The 22,687-nt window shown below is 47.7% G+C and carries 18 protein-coding genes; 8 read left to right on the top strand and 10 right to left on the bottom strand.

Annotation, left to right across the window (positions count from 1 at the left end; genetic code table 11):
* The first annotated feature begins 21 nt into the window (after window positions 1–21).
* Together IDJ77_RS22810 and IDJ77_RS22815 are read left to right on the top strand one after the other, a co-directional pair.
* Complete coding sequence (locus IDJ77_RS22810) at window positions 22–660, top strand: hypothetical protein (RefSeq protein ID WP_191191291.1); 639 nt, start codon at window positions 22–24, stop codon at window positions 658–660.
* Between the two features lie 151 nt (window positions 661–811).
* On the top strand, window positions 812–2,146 hold the full coding sequence (locus IDJ77_RS22815; protein WP_191191292.1) for a dihydroorotase: 1,335 nt from the start codon (window positions 812–814) through the stop codon (window positions 2,144–2,146).
* Between the two features lie 391 nt (window positions 2,147–2,537).
* Here the strand turns inward: IDJ77_RS22815 and IDJ77_RS22820 are convergent, their stop codons facing one another.
* The 9 genes from IDJ77_RS22820 to IDJ77_RS22860 form a co-directional block, all read right to left on the bottom strand.
* Entirely contained in the window at window positions 2,538–4,694 is a 2,157-nt protein-coding gene (locus IDJ77_RS22820) for a c-type cytochrome domain-containing protein (RefSeq protein ID WP_191191293.1), read from the bottom strand.
* Between the two features lie 25 nt (window positions 4,695–4,719).
* Complete coding sequence (locus IDJ77_RS22825) at window positions 4,720–5,679, bottom strand: NHL repeat-containing protein (protein WP_224751203.1); 960 nt, start codon at window positions 5,677–5,679, stop codon at window positions 4,720–4,722.
* A gap of 235 nt (window positions 5,680–5,914) precedes the next feature.
* Complete coding sequence (locus IDJ77_RS22830) at window positions 5,915–7,372, bottom strand: DUF1501 domain-containing protein (protein WP_191191295.1); 1,458 nt, start codon at window positions 7,370–7,372, stop codon at window positions 5,915–5,917.
* A 1-nt stretch (window position 7,373) separates the two neighbouring features.
* Window positions 7,374–9,695, bottom strand: coding sequence for a PSD1 and planctomycete cytochrome C domain-containing protein (locus tag IDJ77_RS22835; RefSeq protein WP_191191296.1), 2,322 nt, complete (start codon window positions 9,693–9,695; stop codon window positions 7,374–7,376).
* Between the two features lie 539 nt (window positions 9,696–10,234).
* Window positions 10,235–10,696, bottom strand: coding sequence for a GyrI-like domain-containing protein (locus IDJ77_RS22840; RefSeq protein WP_191191297.1), 462 nt, complete (start codon window positions 10,694–10,696; stop codon window positions 10,235–10,237).
* A gap of 428 nt (window positions 10,697–11,124) precedes the next feature.
* A complete protein-coding gene (locus IDJ77_RS22845; RefSeq protein ID WP_191191298.1) occupies window positions 11,125–11,337 on the bottom strand; it encodes a hypothetical protein in 213 nt (70 codons plus the stop codon).
* Between the two features lie 66 nt (window positions 11,338–11,403).
* Complete coding sequence (locus IDJ77_RS22850) at window positions 11,404–11,850, bottom strand: SRPBCC family protein (protein ID WP_191191299.1); 447 nt, start codon at window positions 11,848–11,850, stop codon at window positions 11,404–11,406.
* Window positions 11,851–11,853: 3 nt separating this feature from the next.
* Window positions 11,854–12,306 (bottom strand): EVE domain-containing protein, encoded by a 453-nt coding sequence (locus IDJ77_RS22855; protein WP_191191300.1) that lies wholly within the window; start codon window positions 12,304–12,306, stop codon window positions 11,854–11,856.
* A 216-nt stretch (window positions 12,307–12,522) separates the two neighbouring features.
* The gene (locus IDJ77_RS22860) at window positions 12,523–13,464 is read right to left on the bottom strand and encodes a helix-turn-helix transcriptional regulator (protein ID WP_191191301.1); all 942 of its coding nucleotides are present in this window, start codon (window positions 13,462–13,464) and stop codon (window positions 12,523–12,525) included.
* A gap of 53 nt (window positions 13,465–13,517) precedes the next feature.
* On the opposite strand from IDJ77_RS22860, the gene IDJ77_RS22865 reads away from it, so the two are divergent.
* The 5 genes from IDJ77_RS22865 to IDJ77_RS22885 all read left to right on the top strand — a co-directional run bounded on the left by IDJ77_RS22865 (window position 13,518) and on the right by IDJ77_RS22885 (window position 17,681).
* Entirely contained in the window at window positions 13,518–13,760 is a 243-nt protein-coding gene (locus IDJ77_RS22865) for a putative signal transducing protein (RefSeq protein WP_191191302.1), read from the top strand.
* Between the two features lie 203 nt (window positions 13,761–13,963).
* Window positions 13,964–14,998 (top strand): N(4)-(beta-N-acetylglucosaminyl)-L-asparaginase, encoded by a 1,035-nt coding sequence (locus IDJ77_RS22870; protein WP_191191303.1) that lies wholly within the window; start codon window positions 13,964–13,966, stop codon window positions 14,996–14,998.
* A 107-nt stretch (window positions 14,999–15,105) separates the two neighbouring features.
* A complete protein-coding gene (locus tag IDJ77_RS22875) occupies window positions 15,106–15,852 on the top strand; it encodes a copper homeostasis protein CutC (protein ID WP_191191304.1) in 747 nt (248 codons plus the stop codon).
* Between the two features lie 38 nt (window positions 15,853–15,890).
* Window positions 15,891–17,102 carry a serine hydrolase domain-containing protein gene (locus IDJ77_RS22880; RefSeq protein WP_191191305.1) on the top strand — a complete coding sequence of 404 codons (1,212 nt, stop codon included), beginning with the start codon at window positions 15,891–15,893 and terminating at the stop codon, window positions 17,100–17,102.
* 90 nt (window positions 17,103–17,192) lie between these two features.
* Window positions 17,193–17,681 carry a hypothetical protein gene (locus tag IDJ77_RS22885; RefSeq protein WP_191191306.1) on the top strand — a complete coding sequence of 163 codons (489 nt, stop codon included), beginning with the start codon at window positions 17,193–17,195 and terminating at the stop codon, window positions 17,679–17,681.
* Between the two features lie 39 nt (window positions 17,682–17,720).
* On the opposite strand, the gene IDJ77_RS22890 is transcribed toward IDJ77_RS22885, so the two are convergent.
* The gene (locus tag IDJ77_RS22890; protein ID WP_191191307.1) at window positions 17,721–20,546 is read right to left on the bottom strand and encodes a TolB family protein; all 2,826 of its coding nucleotides are present in this window, start codon (window positions 20,544–20,546) and stop codon (window positions 17,721–17,723) included.
* Window positions 20,547–20,782: 236 nt separating this feature from the next.
* Between IDJ77_RS22890 and hscA the strand changes: the two genes are divergently transcribed.
* The gene (hscA, locus tag IDJ77_RS22895) at window positions 20,783–22,636 is read left to right on the top strand and encodes a Fe-S protein assembly chaperone HscA (protein WP_191191308.1); all 1,854 of its coding nucleotides are present in this window, start codon (window positions 20,783–20,785) and stop codon (window positions 22,634–22,636) included.
* Window positions 22,637–22,687 lie beyond the last annotated feature (51 nt).

Genomic DNA, 22,687 nt, shown 5'->3' on the forward strand with positions numbered 1-22,687 from the left:
CTTCGCCATATATTTCCATTCATGAAAAAGCACTTACTTACAGTCTTAGCAATATTATTCTTCGCGGGCACATCATCGGCCCAAACCGGCAGAGGCGCCAAATACATCGGCGGCAGCTTTAACCTCAACTATGATGAAGCGGGCTATTCCAGCAACGTAACTTACCCGCAGGGAACCACCCAATATTTTAATACCGGTATCCTGAACTTAAACGTAAGCCCCGAGTTTGGCTTCTTCCTAAACAAAAAGTGGACAATAGGCATCCAACCCGGCTATTCGCGCATATCAGGTACCGAAACCAGCAATTATTACTCCAACACCACCGTTACCGACAACTACAGCTATACCCGTAAATACCACACCGATATCATCGGGCTGGCCATTAACCTGCGTTACTACTGGATGCTGAGCGACAAATTCGGCATTTACCCCCAAATGGGCATCAGCAGCAACCATGTGCTTAATAACTTTTTGGTGGGTTCGCTTAATATAGGTGGCAGCCCCAACGTGGTTTTCTTCCCTACCCAAAAACTGGGCATCAATATGGGTTTTGGCAACCTCAACTATAATTACAACTACCAAACCAACGGCACCAAGCTAAACCTGGCTTTGAATAACAACTTTACGTTTGGGTTGAATTATTATTGGGGAGGGAAGTAAAGAGATGCAAGACAGCAAGACATAAGAATCAGGAAAGAAGTGAACGCCCTTTCTTGATTTTTGGCTCTGATTTCTTACTGACTTATTTTTACCTTGATTCTTGCCTCTTGATTTCCTTGCTTCTCACGAGTAAGCGCCTATCTTTGTCGCTATGCCAACTATCCTCATCAAAGCCGCTACCATCATTAACGAAGGCAAACAATTTATTGCCGATGTATTGGTGAAACACGGCCACATCGAACGTATTGATAGCTCCATCAATGCACAAGCCGACAGAGAGATTAATGCCGAAGGGCTTTACCTTTTCCCGGGTTGTATAGACGACCAGGTGCATTTCCGCGAGCCCGGACTAACGCATAAGGGTAATATTTATACCGAATCGCGCGCGGCGGTGGCTGGTGGCATCACCTCTTTTATGGAGATGCCAAATACCGTGCCTAACACGCTTACCCGCGAATTACTGGAAGACAAATACGCGATAGCGGCACAAAACTCGCCGGCCAATTATTCGTTTTACATGGGCGCCAGCAACGATAATTTGGAGGAGGTCTTACGCACCGATATTAAAAACGTGTGCGGGATAAAAGTTTTCATGGGTTCATCAACCGGCAATATGCTGGTAGATAATCCTACCACTTTGGAGAACCTATTCGCCAACTCCCCTATGCTGATCGCTACGCATTGCGAGGACGAAGCCACCATTAAAAGCAACCTCGAGCATTATAAACAGCTGCTTGGCGAAAATATCCCGATACAACTTCACCCTAAGATCAGGAGCGCCGAGGCTTGCTACCTGTCATCAAGCATGGCGGTAGAACTGGCAAAAAAGCATAACACCCGCCTGCATATTCTGCACATCTCTACGGAGAAAGAAACACATTTATTCAGCAACAATATCCCGCTGGAAGATAAACGTATAACCGCTGAGGCCTGTATCCATCATTTATGGTTTAGCGATGCCGATTACGAAACAAAAGGCATCCTGATCAAATGGAACCCGGCAGTAAAAACCGCGGTCGACCGGGATGGTATTTTAGCCGCCGTACTGGATGGGCGCATAGATGTTATCGCCACCGACCACGCCCCCCATACCAGCGAAGAAAAGGCCCAGGCATACCTGCAGGCACCAAGCGGCGGTCCATTGGTGCAGCACGCCTTAGTGGCTATGCTGGATTTGCACAAGCAAGGCAAAATAACCCTGGAACAAATTGCCGAAAAGATGGCACATAACGTTGCCAAATGCTTCCAGATAGAAAAGCGCGGTTTTATCCGCGAAGGATACTGGGCGGATCTGGTTTTGGTGGATCTGAACAAGGCTTGGAATGTGGACAAAAACAACATCCTGTATAAATGCGGCTGGTCGCCGTTTGAGGGGCAGCGGTTTACATCAGGTATAAGCCACACCATAGTGAGTGGTAATGTGGTTTATGAAAGTGGTAAAGTGGCAGATGGTACTTACGGGCAAAGGATGAGCTTTGTGAGGTAAGGTATCATTTCAGAAGCTTTTAATTTCCCCTCTCGAGAGGGGCGTGTGAGGGAAATACGCGGTGGCGGGGTGTGTTTCGCCGTGCGGACTAACACACCCCTGCACCCCTCTCTCGAGTAATAGCCCATCATAAGACAGGCGGGTAATTCATAAGACGTTCCGCTGGAACGTTAAAGGGTTCTTTGGCATTTTCTACTACCCGTAAAACATCCCGAAGGGATGAAGAAAAACAAAGTCGTTCCAGAGGAACGTCTTATGGGTAGAAAAAATAACGGCAGTTTTTACGTTCCGGCGGAACGTTTTATGGAATCTGTCATATGATGGGCTATTACCCTCAAGAGGGGAATCGCACCGCCCCCCTGCTCTGAATTCAATTCCCGCTCGCGTCCCGTCAATTAATAAACACCTCATCCATAAACACCCAGCCCGGTTTACCTTTAGCGGGGTGCCAATCTGGTACGGTTTTGAGGGGCTTGGCAACAATCTTAAGGCAAGAAACCGTTTGCGCCGCTTTCAGCTTACAGGTTAAAGGCACCAATCCAAACGGATCATCCTTATGCGGCGTAGCGGTTTTAAGTGTGCTTAGCAGTTTCAGGTGATCTTTATCCGGTCCGCCCCATACTTCAATCGCGGCGGCTAAAAAGATCTGCGAGCCGATGTTGCGCATCGTGTTGAGTTCTAAAAAATGCATCTCGATAGGTTTATTAAACCACATCATCATCTCCAGGTCCTTTTGCGAGGCCAGCCATTTGCCGTTGCCAAAACTGGTACCGCCAAGCTCTTTATCGATAATGGTTTTAGCCCCATCGCCTTTATACTTGTCATCCGGGCGGGTTATAAACAGTACGCTATCGGGCGTATAGCGGCATTTGTAAACGTTGAATTGTACGGTATCGCTGCCAATCCAGCCCTGCTTATAGGCCCGGGCTTTTATAACCGTGCTTTGGGTGAGAACCGTACCGCGCTTATACAGCAAAGAGCGGGCACTATCCGGCGCGCTGTTATCTGTGGTGTAGCGGATATCAACTCCCTTTATGGGGTTAGTAAGTTGTAGCGGATAGCTTTCGCTAAAAATCACCGCTTTGTTTTTTAATTCCGGGTTGGTAAGCTTTACAGGCTTGCCATCATCTTTAAAACCAGTTAATACTTTCAGCTGTTTGTTGCCAGCTTGCAGCGAATGAAAATCGGCAGGTTTAAGTCCTGTGTCCCAAACAGCCAGTTCGGTGAGGCTCTTTATGGCGGACAATTGTTTGATATCGGCAGGCGTTAGCTTCACTCCTGCTAAAGAAAGGCTGCGCAGGTTTTTTAATCCGCCTAACTCTTTCAGCCCCTTCCCGGTTACATCACTGAAGTTGAGCACCAGGCGGCGCAGGTTCTCCAGTTTGGCAACGGCTTTCAGGTCGGCATCTTTTACCGGCATTTTGTTCAGGTCGAGCGAGACCACCTGTTTGCTAATGGGGCTTAATTCCTCTAATGCCTTCACATTAAACGTGCTTTTATTATAGATATTCACCGCCAAAGCCGGCGACTCGGCAGCCAGCGGGTAAACCACGCGGTAGTTATTGTTCAGTTTTTTAATGTCGCTTTCGCTCGCAGCCGAAAAATCATAGGTTTCCTCCGTGCTCTCCGCAGGTTTTAAAAAAGATGAAGCAATGATCCGCAGGGAATCGGTGGCAGGCAGATCGATCACCTTCTTTTTAAAATCGGCGTTGTTCTTCACCCAGAAATAAAGCAGCAGTTTTTCCTCGTCGGTTAGCTGTGGCTTGCCTATGGGCGGCATGTGTTTCTTTTCGGCTTCGGGGAGGTGGATGCGCTGCAGCAACAGGCTTATTTGCGGGTTGCCTACTACAAAAAGTTTCCCTTTTTTACCGCCTTTCAATATCGATTCTTCATCGGTTAATTTCAGACCACCCTTTGTTTTATCGGCGTTATGGCAGCTTTGGCATTTGGCCTCGAAGATGGGGGCAATCACATCGCGGTAAACCAGCGCTTCGTTTATCGGCACCTGCTTTTTATCCTTATCCATTATTGGACCAAAAACAAAATCATCGCCGTGTGTAATGTTGCCGCCGAAATGCCCGGCCATGATCAAACAAAAAATGGTAACGATAGCGCCCGTTTTGGCAATGGTAGCCGTATACCGTTCGCGGTTGCGGATGAGGTAAACGCCATAGCCCACAAAGGCCACGCCTACCCCAAACCACTTATGCCATTGTAAATTGCTGCCCTCATAACCGGCTTCGCGCGAAAGCAGCAAGCCCATAATTACGGTGACCGAAGCAAACAAAGCCCCCAGCACCAGCAAATAATTGGTGAAGGACTGATATAATTTTTCATCCACAAACTCCGGCCGGAAGCGGAAGAATTCCATCAGCATGGCCAGCATCAGTATCACAATAGGGAAATGCAGCACCAATGGATGCAGCCTGCCTGCTGGTTGCAGCCATTGCGGCACCACCAGGCTATTGCCGGCAAGCAGTAAAACCAAAATAAAAACATTCAGCGCGAAAAGCGCCCCATCCGCAAAACCTTTATGGCTGCTCTTCATATATCAAACGTGGTACTGCATGGGTTTAAACGCGTGTAAATTTATAAGGGTAAACCTTGCCCGATGCCCATTGCGCTACATACAAGTTTTCGTCGTTATCTACGCATACATCATGCGGGTTTGAGAAGATCTTTTCAGCCTGGGCCATAGGTTGCAATACGCCATCTACGTAAACCGGTTCGGTACCGCCGAGGTTGGATACCACTTTGTTGTTTTTATCGAGGATAGTAGTAAAGCCGGAGTTTTTCTTACCCAGATCAGGCGAGCGCAGCACAGCGGCGTACAGGTGGTCGCCTTTGATAACCGGGCGGCAAACGCAGGCGCCGGGCAGCTTAATAATTTCCTGCAGCTTACCATCCATACTAAAGCGTTTGAAGCAGTTGCGGGTACGGTCGGTGATCAGTAGGGTTGGCGTTCCCTTGCGCCTGTCGATAACAATACCGTGAGCATTATCCAAATGCTCGTCGCCCTCGCCTTTGCCACCGAAGTAGCCTTTCAGCTTGCCGTCTTTATCATAACGGGTAATGTATTGCGCTCCGTAACCGTCGGCAATATAGATATCGCCGTTGGTATCAATTGCGGTTTCCGTAGGTACAAACTCTTCCGCCTTTTTGTAAACGCCGGTTTCCATCGGCGCATCAATGGTCATCAATAGCTTCCCATCCAGCGTGGTTTTATAAACCTGGTGCTTTACGGTATCGGTGATGAACAAAAATTCCGTGCCGTTCTCGTTAAACAAGGCAAGCCCGTGCGCGCCCGGGAAATCGTGACCCCAGGTGCTCAGCAGCTTACCCGATTTATTGTAGATGAGTACGTTGTTCTTCGTCTCGTTCGTAAGCAGCAAAATGCGGCCTTTGCTATCCTGTACCATCTCATGGCAATCGTTCACGGGGTTCTTTTGCGAATCGGCCTTGCTCCATTCCTTATCCAGCCGGTAACGCATGTTGCCATGCCCGTAAACCGGGCCATCATTTTTTGCTAACATGTCTTTTGTAATAAAAATACCTGCGGAGAGGACTGATGTGTGCTTTATAAATTGTCTTCTTTCCATATTATTTTTTGGATTTCACCGATTTTATTTTGATTTCACCGATTAATTAACACCCCGTCATTGCGAGGCACGAAGCAATCTCCCGATGTGCTTATCCACTTTGCATTGCGGCTCGTCCTGCGTAGAGATTGCTTCGTTCCTCGCAATGACGCGTGGTAATTAGTTTTGATCAAGTTATTATCCCCTTCACCACATTACCGGCCACATCCGTTAAACGGTAGCGGCGCCCCTGGCTTTTAAAGGTTAGTTTTGTATGGTCGATGCCTAATTGGTTGAGGATGGTGGCATGGAAATCGTGTACGTGTACCGGGTCCTTCACAATATTGTACCCAAACTCGTCCGATTCGCCATAAACCATTCCCGGCTTAATGCCTCCGCCGGCCATCCAAACGCTGAAGCAGCGCGGGTGGTGGTCGCGGCCGTAATTTGCTGCATCCAGTTTACCCTGGCTATAATTGGTGCGGCCAAACTCGCCGCCCCAGATCACCAGCGTTTCATCAAGCAGACCGCGTTGTTTCAGATCGGTAACCAATGCTGCCGAGGCCTGGTCAACATCCTTGGCCTGGCCCGCCATTTCCTGCGGCAGGTTATTATGCTGATCCCAACCCTGATGGTAAAGCTGCACAAAGCGAACACCGTTCTCCGAGAGTTTCCTCGCCAGCAAACAATTGGCCGCGTAGGTGCCTGGTATCAAACATTCGGGGCCATACATTTTTACAATATCGTCCGATTCTTTAGAAACATCCATGATCTCGGGCACCGCGGTCTGCATCCGGTAGGCCATCTCGTACTGCTGTATCTTGGTGTTGATCTCCGGGTCGCCGAATTCCTTATAATTGATATCATTCAGTGCTGCCAAATTATCCAACATCTTACGGCGCTCGTGGCGATTCAACCCTTCAGGGTCGTTGAGGTACAGGATTGGGTCTTCGCCGCTGCTGAACTGTACGCCCTGGTGGATAGAATCTAAAAAGCCATTGCTCCAAAGCTTACTGTACACGCCCTGCCCATTGCCTTTTCCTTTAGAAAGCAGCACCGTAAAGGCCGGAAGGTTTTTATTCTCGCTCCCGAGCCCATAGCTCACCCAGGAGCCCATACTGGGACGGTTGCCTTGCTGGGCGCCGGTTTGGAAGAAAGTAAGCGCAGGATCGTGATTAATGGCATCTGTGTTCATCGAGCGGATAATGCAGATATCATCCGCTATTTTACCGATGTGCGGAAACAGATCGCTTATCCACGCGCGCGATTCCCCGTATTGCTTAAAATCGTAAAAAGAGCCCACTAAGGGAAAAGATGCCTGCTTGGCGGTCATCCCCGTCAGGATCTGGTTACCACGCACCGACGGTGGCAGCTCCTGCCCCATCATTTCCCGAAGCTTGGGTTTGTAATCGAAGGATTCCAGCTGCGATGGCGCGCCATCCTGGAACAGGTAGATCACCCTTTTGGCCTTTGGCGCAAAGTTGGGGATACCGGCAATAAAATCAGCCTCGGCCTCCTCACCCTTCCCGCTAAACAGATCGGGTATCAGCAGCGAACCCAGGGCCGCGCTGCCAATTCCCAAGCTCAGCCTCGACAGGAACCTGCGCCGGTTGATATTGAGCCTGCTTTCTAAAAAGTCTTTTTCCATATCAGGTTTTTGTTATCGCCTCTTCTAAATTATACATCGCGTCAACCACTTTCATCATCGCCGCCAGCTTTACTTTATCGGCATTGGCGGGCACAGGGTACTCGCCTACTTTCAGTAGTTTATCGGCATCCGCCTTTGTCATGCTTTTTAGTTCCTCATTATAGTATGCCGTTAAAATTGCCAGTTCTTTTTCCTGCGGATGCCTGCACATAACAAGGCGGAATGCCTTGATGATCTTATCCTTCGATTGACTGTTATCATGCAATAATTTGGCTGCCAGCACCCTTGCACTTTCCAGCACGGTTGGGTCGTTCAGCATTACCAGCGCCTGCAGCGGTGTATTGGTGCGCAGGCGTTTCACCTCACATTGGTCGCGGTTACTGGCATCGAAAATTGCCAATGATGCCGGCGGTACGGTGCGTTTAATAAGTGTGTACATACCGCGGCGGTAAAGATCGGGCCCGTGTACCTGCTTGTAGGTAGCCAGTTGCCCCCTGCCCGATGTGGCGTTTTCCCAAAGGCCGGGCGGTTGATAAGGGTTTACGCTGGGCCCGCCAATCTTACGGTTCAACAGGCCGCTGCTGGCCAAAACCAGGTCGCGCACAAACTCTGCCGGTAAGCGGTTACGCGGGCCGCGGGCAAATAAAATGTTATCAGGGTCGTTTTTCAGTTTTTCCGGACTAACCACCGCCGACTGCCGGTACGTAGCCGACATCACCACCTGTTTTACCAGCCTTTTCATATCCCAGCCGTGATCCCTAAAATCAACCGAAAGCCAATCCAACAGTTCGGGGTGCGAAGGCAGATCGCCCTGCATCCCAAAATCGCCGGAGCTTTTGACGATGCCCTTGCCAAAAAACTCCTGCCAAACCTGGTTTACAAAAACCCTTGCTGTAAGCGGATTATTTTTATTGAAGAGCCACTCTGATAAGCCCAGCCTGTTCTTTGGATAGTTCCCGGTAAACGGCAGGATGGATTTTGGCGTACCCGCGGTAACTTCATCGCCATGGGTATCGTAATTGCCGCGTTTTAAAATGTAGGTTGGACGTACTTTATCGCTATCGGCCATAATGGATACAATGAGCTTATCGGTATCCTGCTTGTTGATAAATTTCAACACCTTTTTTATATCATCGTTACTGATCTGCATCATCGGGCGCTTGGCGTAAGTTTCTGCACCGCCAACGGTAGATTGCAGCCCCACTTCTTTCACGCTGTTGAAAAAAGCAAAAACCGCGTAGTATTCTTTTTGCGAGAAGGGGTCGTACTTATGGTCGTGGCAGTGGGCGCACTCCAGGGTTACGCCAAGCATGGCCTTGCCAAAGGTATTGGTACGGTCGGTAACGTAGCTTACGCGGTATTCTTCATCTATCACGCCGCCTTCTTCGGTAATTTTATGGTTGCGGTTAAAGGCGGTAGCCAGTATCTGCTCTTTGGTGGCGTTGGGGAGCTGATCGCCGGCAAGCTGCCAGGTAATAAATTTATCGTAGGGCAGGTTCTCGTTAAAGGCGTGGATCACCCAATCGCGCCAGGGCCACTGGCTGCGATAATTATCATCCTGGTAACCATGCGAATCGGCATAGCGCGAAACATCCAGCCAGTGCAAGGCCATTTTTTCGCCATACTGCGGGGCGGCCATTAATTGGTCTACCACCTTTTGATAGGCGTCGGGGCTTCTATCGGCGAGGAAGCTGTCCATCATTTTTAATGATGGCGGTAACCCTGTCAAATCAAGCGACACCCTTTTCAGCAGGCGTTCCTTATCCGCTTCGGCATTCGGCTCAAAACCTTTTTGCTCCATCTTTTGCAGCACAAAGTTGTCTATCGGGTTTTTCACCCAGTCGGTATTTTTAACCTGCGGAACAGGGTGAGCGCGCGGCGCTACAAAGGCCCAGTGCTTTTCGTACCTGGCACCTTGCTTTATCCATTTCTTCACCAGGTCCACCTCAAAGGGACTAAGCTTTTTTAGGTTTGATGAAGCGGGCGGCATTTGCTCCGCCGTGTCTTTTGTAGAGATGCGGCGGTAAACCTCCGAAAGCGAAGGATCGCCGGGGACAAGCGCATGTGCTTCGGGGTTATCTTTTAAAGCGCTGTAGGCGATCTCGGGGAGATCCAGCCGCAGGTCGGCTTCGCGATGCCCGGCATCGGGGCCATGGCATTTAAAACACTTATCAGAAAGTATAGGGCGGATATTAAAGTTGTAGCTTACCGTATCGGGCACCCGTTCCTCATCCATTTGCTGCCCTGCAGAGTTGCAGGCATGCAGGCAATATAAAATGCAACCGGCTATCAAAAGCCATACGAGATGCAACTTCCGGAACATGGGCTAAAAATTTGGTTTACGATCAGTGCTTTTTCAAATGTAACTAAACCAAAACATTTTTCACCTCAAAAAATCAACCATAAAACAATGTAATTAAAGTTTTACTTTGAATTGGTGAGTAGAGAGGAAATCTCTCGTATTCGAAACCTTTACGTTCTTATCGCTCGCGTATTTTACTCACCCTCCCCACAGCTGTGGGGACTATCGCTTGTCGACTACCCCAAGCGAGGAGGCTTACAGTTTCGGGGTGAAGCAGACGCGTAGCGTCGACCGATTTTATAGCAACGGATTTCAATCCGTTGTTGCAAAATAGCACCAGCCTAAAGAACCGTCGGTTCGGCCAATATAAATCGCAAATATGGGTCGTACCTACGGCACTCATTAAAACCCTGGGGCATCGGCGGGTTAAAACCCGCCGCTACAATATTAGTCGAGCCGATGGCTCTTTAAAAATTCAAAGTATTAAGTTGGCAGCTATGCCTCTCCCAAAGGAGTCCTTGGACGATGGGGAACAGATTAAATTTGTTGAACACCTATGGTTAATCAACCGCCACGTAAACCTTCGATTGGATGTCCTCAAAACCTTTGCCGGCCACATCGTAAACATCAAAATCGGCGGTGTAGATACGGCCTTCTGCGGTGGCCCAAATGTGCTGCCAGGTAGCGGCAATATTTGCCGGGAATTTCCCCTCCGGCGTGTAAACGTTGTACGTGCTTGCCGGGATGGCTTTGCCGGTAAAACCCTCGGGCAGGTATTCGATGGAACTTACTTTACAACCCAGGATGGCGGTGTAATAATCGGTATGGTCGGATTCGTAATCGGTGTACACGCAATAGAGTTCGTTGCCTTCTTTATCATCCAGTTTATCGGCTAATTTTTCCTGGGTGAAACGTTGCCAAAGGCTACCGATATCTTTATCAGCACGGCCATCCTGGTTGATGGTACGCACGGAGATGCCCGCCACAAAAAACATGGGTAATTCTACTGTTTTAATGTTCATTTTGCTGTATTACTAATTGTTATATTTATTTATAATTATACTAATTAACAGATTATTATATAAACCATATCAATAATTTGTTTAAATACTTATCGGGAGGAGGGCGGTTTCTTTGCTGTGGCCTAAGTGTCGGTATTACTATTTATTATACCGAATCATAAACAACTAATAAACAGCTTTTTATGAGAAATACTTAAAACACACTATCTATTTATTTTAGAAACAAGTTTACGCTCGGTTTTTGTCCACTTTGGCTGCGGAAATACCATCACCCCCTGGTGATCGACGGGTATTTCACCTTGCTTAAACGCCCTTCGGCAAGCTATCTTTCGTGTAAAATATCCCATGCCGGCAAGGCATTTTCCTCCTGTAGCCAGTGCGCGTAGGCTGCCTCGTCGCACCAGATTGGGAGGTTACGCATTGCTTTTTTATGCGCCCCGCTGATCTAAAACCTTCATTGCGGCGTCAGATTCCCACACGGTGACTGTCCAAAAGGTGAGGTTTTTGTCTACCAGTTCCTTTCCGCCTACAAAGCCTCCGATGGTTTTTATCAACCTTACCGAGCCTTCATTGGCCAATAAAAAGGAAGGTAAAAACCGATAGCTCCTCACCCTTAAACGCGTTACCGATACAAAATACATATCTTAAATATAGCTTGTATTTGGGCTAAAAACATGGGGTGAAAAATATTATTTAAAGCCTCGCCCCTACCCTTCTGTTAAGGGTTGCTTCTCTTCCAGCATCTTTTTCAAGCCACCAAATATCGCCTGCCAGCTCCCTTCGGAATGCGCTTTGGCCGCTTCGTCTTTAATGTTTTCCTGGTTTATTACGAGGGTTGTTGCGCCATCTTTTTCATCCAACTGGTAGCTCACATACTGGTAGTTTTCGGGCTTATCTTCGGTGCCGCCCATGCTGCTCCAGTAGCTATATTTCACGTATTCGCCGGGTGTAATTTCCAGTATCGTGCCTTTGTCCTGGTATGCTTTACCCTCCCAATCGCCACTCCAAACAATGGGGCTGCCCTCCATCCAGGCCGATTCCTGGTTGGTACCGAAGAAGTATTGCTTTACCATTTCAGGGTCGGTTAGTCCGTTCCACACTTCAGCTTTCGATGCATTGAACGTTATTTCGGTTGTTAATTTTACGTTTCCCATGGTTTATAATTTAATGGTTGGTGTCAATTTTCCTTTTATCATCGCCGATCTGATCAGCTCAAAATCCTGCCCTCCTATCCCGAAGAAGCCGAATCTAAACTTAAATCCCCAGGCTTTTTTGTTTTCTATAAAGTCCAAATCGTTTATCAGCGGGGCTATTGGTGTTTCTTCCGCCTGGTAAAACTCTACATTGCGGCGGTAAGGCGTAAAGTCTTCGGTCATTTTATGTTGATAGATGTTACCATCACAAACCCTGCCAATTGCAGTAAAAGCCTGCAAAGGCTCCTTGCCGCCATAGCTTACCCTGGGCGAATAGAATACAACCCAGTCACCTTCTTCCAGCCGTTTAAGCGGGCCTTCTTTGCCATGGTTGGCCTGCATAAAACCACCCGCAACACCGCGCGCCAGATGATCTTTTGATACAACGGTTATCCAGTATCGGGGCTCGGCTTTCATTTTACTAACAAGATTGATGACGTTTCGTTTGGAACGGATGGCAAAGAAAGCGGTGGGTAGTGACAACAGTATGTCAGCAGGAGGAAACGTCGTGCTGAATTTATTTCAGCATCCCACATGCAAGGTTGCTGTGGTGCATATCGGCAATATAGGGTGGCTACCTGTCGCGTGGGGTCCCGAAACAAGTTCGGGATGACGGGTTTGAATTTTTTGTACTCAATTCCTCTCCGCAATAACGCTCGCTATGGCCTTTATCCTGTCCCTTACAAAAGCCGGGCTAACGATCTCGGCACGGTCGCCGTACATCATAAACCAGCGCACAAAGCCTTCTACCGAGATGGTTAAGAAAGTCATCTCCACCTGCTCCGGCAGCTGCACTTCTGATACAAAACCGTTGTAATATTTCTGATCGGTTATATATCGCACTATCTCGTTATCTACCCGCATCACAATGGTTTCCAGCTTATGGTCAAATGCCATTTGGGCGATGTAGGCCTTAAGCGTAGGGTGCTTGCCATCAAAGGTATGTTCGGTTTCGGTAAGCGATCGGATGCGGTCGGTACGGAAGTCGCGATAATCTTTACGCATCCGGCAGTAGGCTATCATATGCCAGTAACTATCCAGGTAAAAGATCCCTACCGGCTCTATATCGCGGTTGGTTTTTACCTGGGTGTAACCGGCCATATAATCTATACAAAGCACCTTTTTATTGGCTATGCCATTAAGGATGGGCTGTAGGTGGTCGTTATTATCTATCCGGCGCTGGGTTTGGCTTTTTAGCACCGCTATGCTATTATCCATGCTTTCCAGCAGGTCTTTCTCAGCTGTTTTGAGAATGGCGCGAACCTTATACATGGCCGATTTATGTTGCGCGGCGGTGGAGGCATCTGTCATTTTCTCCACAAACTTTTCGGCTGTTAAAAACGCAGTAGCCTCCTCGCGGGTAAACATAATCGGCGGCAGACGGTAACCTTCCACCAATGAGTAACCCACCCCTGCCTCGCCGATAATGGGGATGCCCGCTTCCTCCAGCGAACGCACATCGCGGTAGACGGTGCGCAGGCTGATACCGAACCTATCGGCAATGTCGCTGGCTTTTACTACCCTGCGCGATTGCAATTGAATGAGGATGGCGGAGATGCGGTCGATGCGGTTCATACCTCAAAATAAACGAAATTAAACTAATTTAGCCCAAAACCAGTTTAATAATTATGAGCGACCAAACCAACGATAAGATCATCACCCTCGACAGCTATTACGACCCCATGCTGGCCCACATCATCCGCACCCGGCTGGAAGATGCCGGTATAGATTGCTTTATTGCTGATGAGAACACCATCGGTGCCCAGCCCTTTTATAACCAGGCCATAGGTGGCATCAAAATAAAGATCTTCGAACGCGATTTGGAGCGCTGCCGGGAGATACTGGCGGAGGATAATGAATTGGAAGAATAAAGTCCAAAAGATGGGAAGTCGGAAAGTCCGAAAGACGGAAAGAGTTAAATGAAGCTATTTCATTCACCAAAACAATCCGCTCCACTTTTCGGACTTTCGGACTTACTGACTTTCCGACTCACCCAAGGGTACATCAGCGGGACATATGTATCAAACCCGATACAAAAGCAAGTATTTATACCTGATTATTTTATATTAGCCACATGTTTAATCGCCGTAAATTCATTAAAGTAACCGCTGCGAGCGCTTCGTTAGCAGCTATCTCCAAATACAGCCTGGCAACACCTGCGGGCAATAACACAAGTACTGCTGCTGCACGCACGCTGCCTATCGTAATTTCTACCTGGGATTTTGGCATCGCCGCCAATAAAGAAGCATGGAAAACCCTTGCCGCTGGCGGACGTGCTTTAGACGCGGTAGAAGCAGGTGTAAAAATACCCGAGGCCGATATGAAAAACCATACCGTGGGCCGTGCCGGCTACCCCGATCGTGATGGGCATGTTACCCTTGATGCCTGCATTATGGATGAGTTTGGCAATTGCGGCGCGGTAGCGGCCATGGAAGATATTGCCCACCCTATTGCGGTAGCGCGTTTGGTGATGGAAAAAACCCCTCACGTAATGCTGGTTGGCGATGGTGCGAGCCAGTTTGCCGTAGAGCAGGGTATTAAACGCGAAAAGCTGCTTACACCCGAATCTGAAAAAGAGTGGAAGAAGTGGCTGGTAAAGGCCGAGTATTCCCCGAAAATAAATATAGAGAATGCCCAGCACCGCCCCGGCGGCCCATACAACCACGATACCATTGGTATGCTGGCCATTGATGCCAAAGGCAATATCAGCGGCGCCTGTACCACCAGTGGCATGGCCTTTAAACTGCATGGCCGCGTTGGCGACAGCCCTATTATTGGCGCGGGCTTGTTTGTAGATAACGAGGTTGGCGGCGCTACGTCTACCGGTGTTGGCGAAGAAGTGATCCGTAACGTGGGCAGCTTTTTGGTGGTAGAACTGATGCGCCAGGGCCTCTCGCCCGAGGATGCTTGTAAGGAAGCGGTTCACCGTATCATCAAAAAGAAACCGGAGACTGCTAAAAAGATCCAGGTTGGCTTTTTGGCCATCAACAAAAAAGGCGAGTACGGCGCTTACGCCATACAGGAAGGTTTCTCCTTCGCGGTATGCGATTCGGCTAAACAAGACCTGTTAATACCGGGTAAAAGCTTTTATAAAGACGAGAAGAAATAGATTGGTTCATGGATCATAGTTGATGGTTCATAGCCGAAGTTTTACCTTTGCTTTGCTACCATGAACTATGAACAATTATCTATGAACCTCCCCATCAACCATCAATTATGAACGTCCACTTAGAAGTTTGCTCCAATTCGGTTACATCTGCGGTAGCTGCTCAGGAAGGCGGAGCCATTAGGGTTGAACTTTGCGAGAACCTTGCCGAAGGCGGTACCACCCCATCCTATGGGCAATTGCTGATGGCCCGGAAACTTTTACACATTAAACTTTTTGTACTGATACGCCCGCGCAGTGGTGATTTCCTGTATTCGGACCTGGAGTACGAGGTGATAAAAGCGGACGTACGCAACTGTATCGAAGCCGGTGCAGACGGCATTGTGATAGGCATCCTGAATGCCGATGGCACCATAGATAAAACCCGCTGCCTGGAACTGGTACGCATGGCCAAACAATACGGCCTGGGTGTAACCTTTCATCGTGCATTTGATATGTGCGCAGACCTTTACCAATCCCTCGAAGACATCATTGAAATGGGCTGCGACCGCATCCTTACCTCAGGTGGCAAAAGTACGGCTATGGAGGGTGCCAGTATGCTCAACCACCTGGTAGAAAAAGCGGCAGGCCGCATAATCATTATGGCCGGCAGCGGCATTAACCCAAATAACGTTGCCGACCTGGTACATTTCACCAACGTTACCGAAGTACACAGCTCGGCCCGCATCAGCGTCCCCGGTAAAATGGAATATCAAAACGACCATATCTTGCTGAGCAACGGCCTTAAAGACGAGTATGGCATTGATGTTACCGGCGTGGAAGTAGTGAAAGCTATTATTGCGGCCGCTAACCGTTAATTGCAGCCGGGTTAGTTCATACATCTAACAAGTTAAATATGCCTAAACGGATAAAAAAAGCCATTGTATGTGCTGCGGTAGCATTCACATTTTCCTTAATCACCGTTCAGCAATGCGATGCTCAATCCAAATTCGAATCGCTCAGCTTTCAATTAGACAGCGTTGTAAAGAAGAACAACATTCCGGGGCTGGCGGTTGTATTGGTAAATCAAAAACAGGTTGTTTATAAAGGAGCATGGGGTTATGCTGATATGGAAGCGAAACAATCTTACAGCGAAAACAGTATTCAAAATATCGGATCGGTAAGTAAGAGTTTTATTGCCGTGGCTATAATGAAGGCGGTAGAACTAAAGTATTTCACACTGGATACCGACATTAATGACCTGCTGCCTTTTAAGGTATCGAACCCAAACCATGTCGCCGAGAAAATAACCGTGAGGCAATTAGCCACGCATACTTCTGGAATTTTAGATAATCCTGCCATCTACCCTGCTTCGTACCGGTTTGGAGCCGATACGGTTAATACCGACCCGCAGGTTTTGCAGGCACTAAAGTCGCTGGGATATAACTCTACGGTAAAAGATTCATCGATGAGCACCTTCTTTTACAATTACCTGTGCGATAAAGGCAAATATTACGGCAAGCAAAACTTCGACTTGGATGGTGCAGGCAGCAACTATAATTACAGTAATATCGGCTCTGCGCTGGCGGCTTACCTTATCGAGATCAAATCAGGATTGAGTTATGCTGCGTTTGCCAACAAATATATCCTCCATCCGCTAAAAATGAACAGTTCGGGCTGGTACCTGGCAGCTATCGATAAAAAACAACACGCAAAACTCTATTATAGTGGATTGAGCGTGCCGTTATACTCGCTGCTCACTTACCCGGATGGTGGCTTAAGAACTTCAGCAGACGATTTGAGCAAATACCTGATGGCGGTGATGAAGGGCTACGATGGCAAATCGAAACTGGTAAATCCGTTGCTGTTTAAAAAGATCTTCATACCTCAGTTTGACAAAGCCCACGCGCCGGGTAAGATAAATATGGCCACACGTAACAAAGGGCTTTTCTGGAACCTGTTTAGCGATGGCACAATCGGTATAGATGGCGACGATCCGGGTATCAGCACCTATGTGTTCTTTAACCCGGCCACGGGCCTGGGCGGTCTGTTTATGTGCAATACTTTTTTGCCGGATAAGCAGCCTATTATTCAGTTGTTGACTAAAGCGGTAGCTGACATTAAGTAAGGATTATCGCTACTGCAAGTTTTCAACCCGTGGCTTGTTCAGAGCCTAACATAAAATACATTGCTACTAAATAAGTATTTTAGCATCACCATGACGCCCGTTAAAAACTTTGCCTACAGTACGCTCTCCGTTTATCCTACTTTTTGTTTTTCTCTCTTTGGTTTTTACCTGTATTTCACCGCGAATCATGAAAACGGCACCTGGGATTTTAGCTTTATAAGCGTAATAGCGGGATTGATAGGAATTACTTTATTTGGCCGTTTTGTCTTGCGGGTTTTTATTCCGACTATAAAGGGCAAAAGCGCGTTAACCCTCGACGAAGAAAAACTTTACTATCGGGTAGGTAATAAAACGGTTTATTGGCAAGATGTGGCATTTATAGCCAGGCGACCTACATTTAGCAATAGGGGAACTTATATTGCTTTTGAATTAATGGACACAACCAAAGAAATACATTTAACCTTGATTTTTTTAAATACAGACGATGATCAAGCGTATGATGCGATACAAAAATATTTTGCGGCATCTTTAATTGCAGATGGACAACTGGGCTATACCGCAAATAACGATGAAGTTTAAGCAGAAGATTTTCAAATCACTCATTCGCTAATTCAATCCCTAAAATATACTCACCGGCAACACCAACTCTATCCTGTTCTTGCCATTTCCGCCAAACAGGTCATCATCCAAGAGGTAACTGTAACGGATGCCGAATGATACCGAACCCTGGTTAAACAGTTTCCCATCAAAAAACAGGGCCGCACCGGCCGAACGGAAATCAGCCTTAAAAGGCTTGCCGTTCAGCAGAAAACTGCTGTCGGTGGCGTGGGTATGGTCGTAAAACAGGTAGCCGCGTACGCGTAGCAAGTAAGCCAGGTTGGCAAAGCCAGCGTCCGGGTAGGCTATCGGGAAGTGATAGCTTGCACCAAACTTTTGCATTTTATCCAAACTCTCGGCGGTGTAACCCTTGGAGAAGGGAAAATCATTAGAAAAACCAATACTGTTATTTGCCCCCTTTTGCTGGTAAGCGCCACTAATAACCAGGCTATGCGTTACGCCTAATCCCGGGAAATAAAAAGAACCCGTACCCAAAAACTGGGTGGCGCTCAGCCCCGCTATGGCCGTTTTATAATTAAGGCTGATGCTTTGTGCCAGGCGCGGGTTTATTTGTTGCTTGGCCTGCTGGATCTCGTTACTAAAGCTGATGTAATTGTTCAGATAGGTATAATGCCCATCGGCAAACTGGCTGCGGAACGCTTCCTGAAAACGGCGCTGGCTGTAATACACATCGCTGCCGGCGCTTAAAAAGGTAGACGTTTTACCTCCGGTAAAATTCAGCGGCACCTCCAAACCGGCGTGCAGGTCGGTCTCGTTAAAGTAAACGCTGTTTCCTTTCGAAAATCCCTTGCGGTCGAAAGTATAGTTAGCACCTGCCGAAATATATGGGAACAGCGCGCCATAAATAGCTGTATAGCCAATGCGCTTGTAACCCTCATCGCGGTTGTAATTAAAGGACAGGCGCGACTGGAAGGTGTTCAGCACGTTCTCACCGGCCAGCTCCAGCGAATAGTTGGGGTCGTTTAGATTAGGGAAAATACTGTGGAAATTGAACAGCCCGTGCGCTTTACTGTACTTGGTGATGGGAAGTGGCGTGTTGGGGATAGATGATAAAAGGTTGGCGGCGGTGTCTTGTTCTAATTTACTGATACCAAGATCGGATAAGGGTTCTGCTTCTCTTAACGGAGTTTCATTGAGGTCATTTTCCGACCAAGTACCCTCCAAAATATTATAACCATAAGGCGTAAGGCCGACCCACGCCACTTTAGAATCGGTCACAGCAGGTTGGTATGAGCCAATCACCGCGCTCATATTTTCTTCACTTGTATCCTTCAAAAACACCTTCCCAGTTTTTAGCGAAAGCACAAATAGCTTATCATATGCCCCTGTGGTTTTACTGAACATAATTCTGCCCTTACCTACCGCAATAAATCCAATCGGCTCAAAACTAAACGGTGTAAAATATTTGACGGTCCCGGTTTTGATGTCAATCGATGCCAGGGCCATCTGTCCTTTTCCATTTCTTACTGCCGAAACTATTTTATCGTCTTCAAAAAATTTGGGATAAGTGTAAAACAAGTTATCGGGATTAGGAACCGTGGTAAGCGATTTACCATTTAGGGCATCTATTAAATGCAAGGCGCTTTTGCCCGATGCCTCTACATCAACCGCCACTATCGTTTTGCCATTATGGCTAAAGGCCGGGGAAAAATATTTGGTTTTGCGGGTAATACGGCGCTCCTTGCCGGTATTGATATCCAGCACCACCAGCTCATTATAATTACGGTATCCCCAGCGCAGATCCGGCCGGTAGGCGGCGTAAACCACCTTACCATCGTGATAGGTAAAATAGTTGTCGGTATTAATATCCTGCACGGCAATAGCCCGTTCTTTGCCCTTGCTTCTCAGCACAAATTCGGGAATGTGATTATAAGTTGTCCTTAAATAAATTAGCGTACTATCGTTGATATAATTGGGGTATTCTTCGTGGGCAACAAAATGCCGGCGCGGGTTATCATCTATAATTTGGTCGTTCCCAAATTGCTTTTTGAAATACTTAAATGCTGCCCCTCTGAATGCTTTATATTTTTGTCCCGAATGCTTTTTAATGGCGTTTTGAAAAGGATAAACACCTGTATTGTAAGCTGCCGCATCGTGCGTAACCTTTCCCCAAAAATCGTTACCGAATTTCTCGCGCCCGTAAGCCACCATCATATAGCCAAGCGGGTAATGATCCGGGATGTAATCTACATACGAGCCGTTGCGCAGTTTCATCCAGCTATAGTCCTTCCCGGCTGCCCAGAGCGCGCGGAAACCGTTGTAAAAATACGGCAGCCTGCCCCTGCCCTGTTGGCTTACCAGGGTTTCGTTGTAAACGGCATCGCCTTCGAAGAACCAGTTGGGAATGGACAGGTCGTTCCCCAAAGCCTGCCCGCCTTCGCCAAATACCACGCGCAGTGCGTGCGACAGCCCCACGTTAAAATTATTGTATTGCTGCACGTGCCTGAATTCGTGGATGGCCAGTTGCCCCGGCCAGTAAAGGCTACCTATCTCGAAACTATTTTGCGATGGTGTTAAATAAAATTCGCTGCGAAAAGGTGCCAAACCCACATAAGCGTTTGATATGGTTGTTTGGTTTTGCAGTACAATGCTTACCTGTTTCTGCTTAAAACCAATGCTGCGTTTTATTTGCGGGTTGATGTATTGGATAATATTGGCCACCCGCATAGCAGCCGAATCCATCCCCTCGGGGAAGATCACTTTGGTTGCCGGGGTATTCACCTGTTTCCATTTTATAGACGGCGGGTTACCGCCGAATTGCTGGGCATTGGCAACAGCGGTGGTGAAAAGCAGCAGGAACAGGGTTTGGCAGAAGCGGTTTATCATTAGGGTGAAAGTAGGAAAAATTGTGTGATGGTGCTGTCTGAACTCGAATTTATTGGAATTGCCTCCTTAGCCTCACCTAAATCCTCTCCAAAGGAGAGGACTTAAGAACCCTTTCCTTTGGAGAGGGCAGGGTGAGGCTACGACGATTGGAGCAAGACAATAGCACTAAATCCGAAATCCAAATGACATTTCCTCCCTCAAAACTAAGTACATTTGCCTTTTGTTATTGATACATCATGGCTAAAGTTTCTATTAACCTGGCAACGGGCTCTATCCAGAAAGAAGATATTATTGTAGGGATCGACCTTGGCACCACCAATTCGCTGGTGGCCTTTATTGACCCTGATAAAAACCCTAAAGTAATAAACGATACCGGCAAGGGTGTTTTGGTGCCGTCTATCGTGCATTTTGGCGCTACAGGCGATATCAAAGTAGGTAACGAAGCCAAAGAGTTTTTAATAACCGATCCGCAGAACACCGTATTTTCGGTAAAGCGCCTTTTGGGCCGCTCTTATGCCGATGTAAAGAATTACCAAAACTTCTTCTCCTACAAGATCATAGATGATGATACCGAAAGCCTTGTAAAAATAAAGGTAGGCGATAAATTCTACACCCCTATCGAACTATCCGGGCTGATCCTGAAAGAACTAAAAGAACGAGCCGAACACGCCCTGAAAACTCCGGTGAACCGTGCAGTGATCACCGTACCTGCTTATTTTAACGATTCGCAGCGCCAGGCCACACGCGATGCCGGTAAGCTGGCCGGGCTTGATGTTTTACGTATTGTGAACGAGCCAACGGCTGCAAGTTTAGCCTATGGTATTGGCCTGAACCCCGAAGAAACCAAAACCGTAGCGGTATACGACCTGGGCGGTGGTACCTTTGATGTATCGATACTGCAGATCCAGAACGGCATCTTCGAAGTATTATCTACCAATGGCGATACCTTTTTGGGCGGTGATGATTTCGACCGCGCCATTGCCGATTACTGGATTGAAAAGAACAACATCGATAAAACTGAACTTGCCGAAAACCGTGAGCTTACACAGCAGCTGCGTTTAAAAGCCGAAGAAGCCAAAAAAGCATTTGCGCATCAAAGCCTGTTTAACGAAAAAATTGGCGAGATATGGTGCACTATCGACCGTAACACCTTTGAGGAACTGATATTAACCAAAGTGCAGCAAACCATCATCGCCTGCCAAAACGCGCTGAAGGATGCTAAGCTTACTATTACGGATATTGATGAAGTAATTATGGTGGGTGGCAGTACCCGCACGGCATTGGTAAAGAAAATGGTGGCGGAGTTTTTCGGTCGTCCGGTGCATGATGATGTAAACCCGGATGAAGTAGTTGCCCTTGGCGCTGCCATACAAGCCGATGTACTGGCCGGTAACCGCAGCGATATTTTACTGCTGGATGTTACGCCGCTTTCCTTAGGCATAGAAACTATGGGCGGACTGATGGATACTATTATTCCCCGCAACAGTAAGATCCCAACCAAAGCAGGCAGGCAATACACCACCAGTAAAGATGGCCAGGTGAACATGAAAATTGCCGTTTACCAGGGCGAGCGCGACCTCATTAAAGAGAACCGTAAACTGTCCGAGTTTGAACTGAAAGGAATCCCCGCTATGCCGGCAGGTTTTCCTAAGGTGGATATCAACTTTATATTGAATGCTGATGGCATCTTAAAGATCCAGGCGATTGAGCTCCGCAGCGGCGTAAAACAGGAAGTGGAAGTAAAACCCGCTTACGGCATTAACGACGAGTTAGTTGAAAAAATGCTGATGGACAGCATCACCAATGCTAAAGACGATGTTGCCGCCCGCATGCTGATAGAAGCCAAAACGGAAGGTGAGCAGATAGTGTACACTGTAGAAAACTTCGTAAAAAAACATGGCGCACACCTAAGCGCCGAAGAAACCAACAACACACAAGATTATGTAGCTGCCCTTAAAACTGCTTTGGAAGCCGGTGATAAAGACCTCATACACGCCAAAATTGACGAGCTGAACGATTTTACCCGCCCCTTTGCCGAGCGCGTAATGGATGAGGCCATTGCCGTAGCCATGAAGGGGAAGAGTGTCTGAACCGGGATGAAGCAGATTTTCGCGATTTAGAGATTTGATTTGCAAGGTTAA

Origin of the sequence: Mucilaginibacter pankratovii (genome assembly GCF_014773265.1) — a bacterium.
Taxonomy (GTDB): Bacteria; Bacteroidota; Bacteroidia; order Sphingobacteriales; family Sphingobacteriaceae; genus Mucilaginibacter; species Mucilaginibacter pankratovii.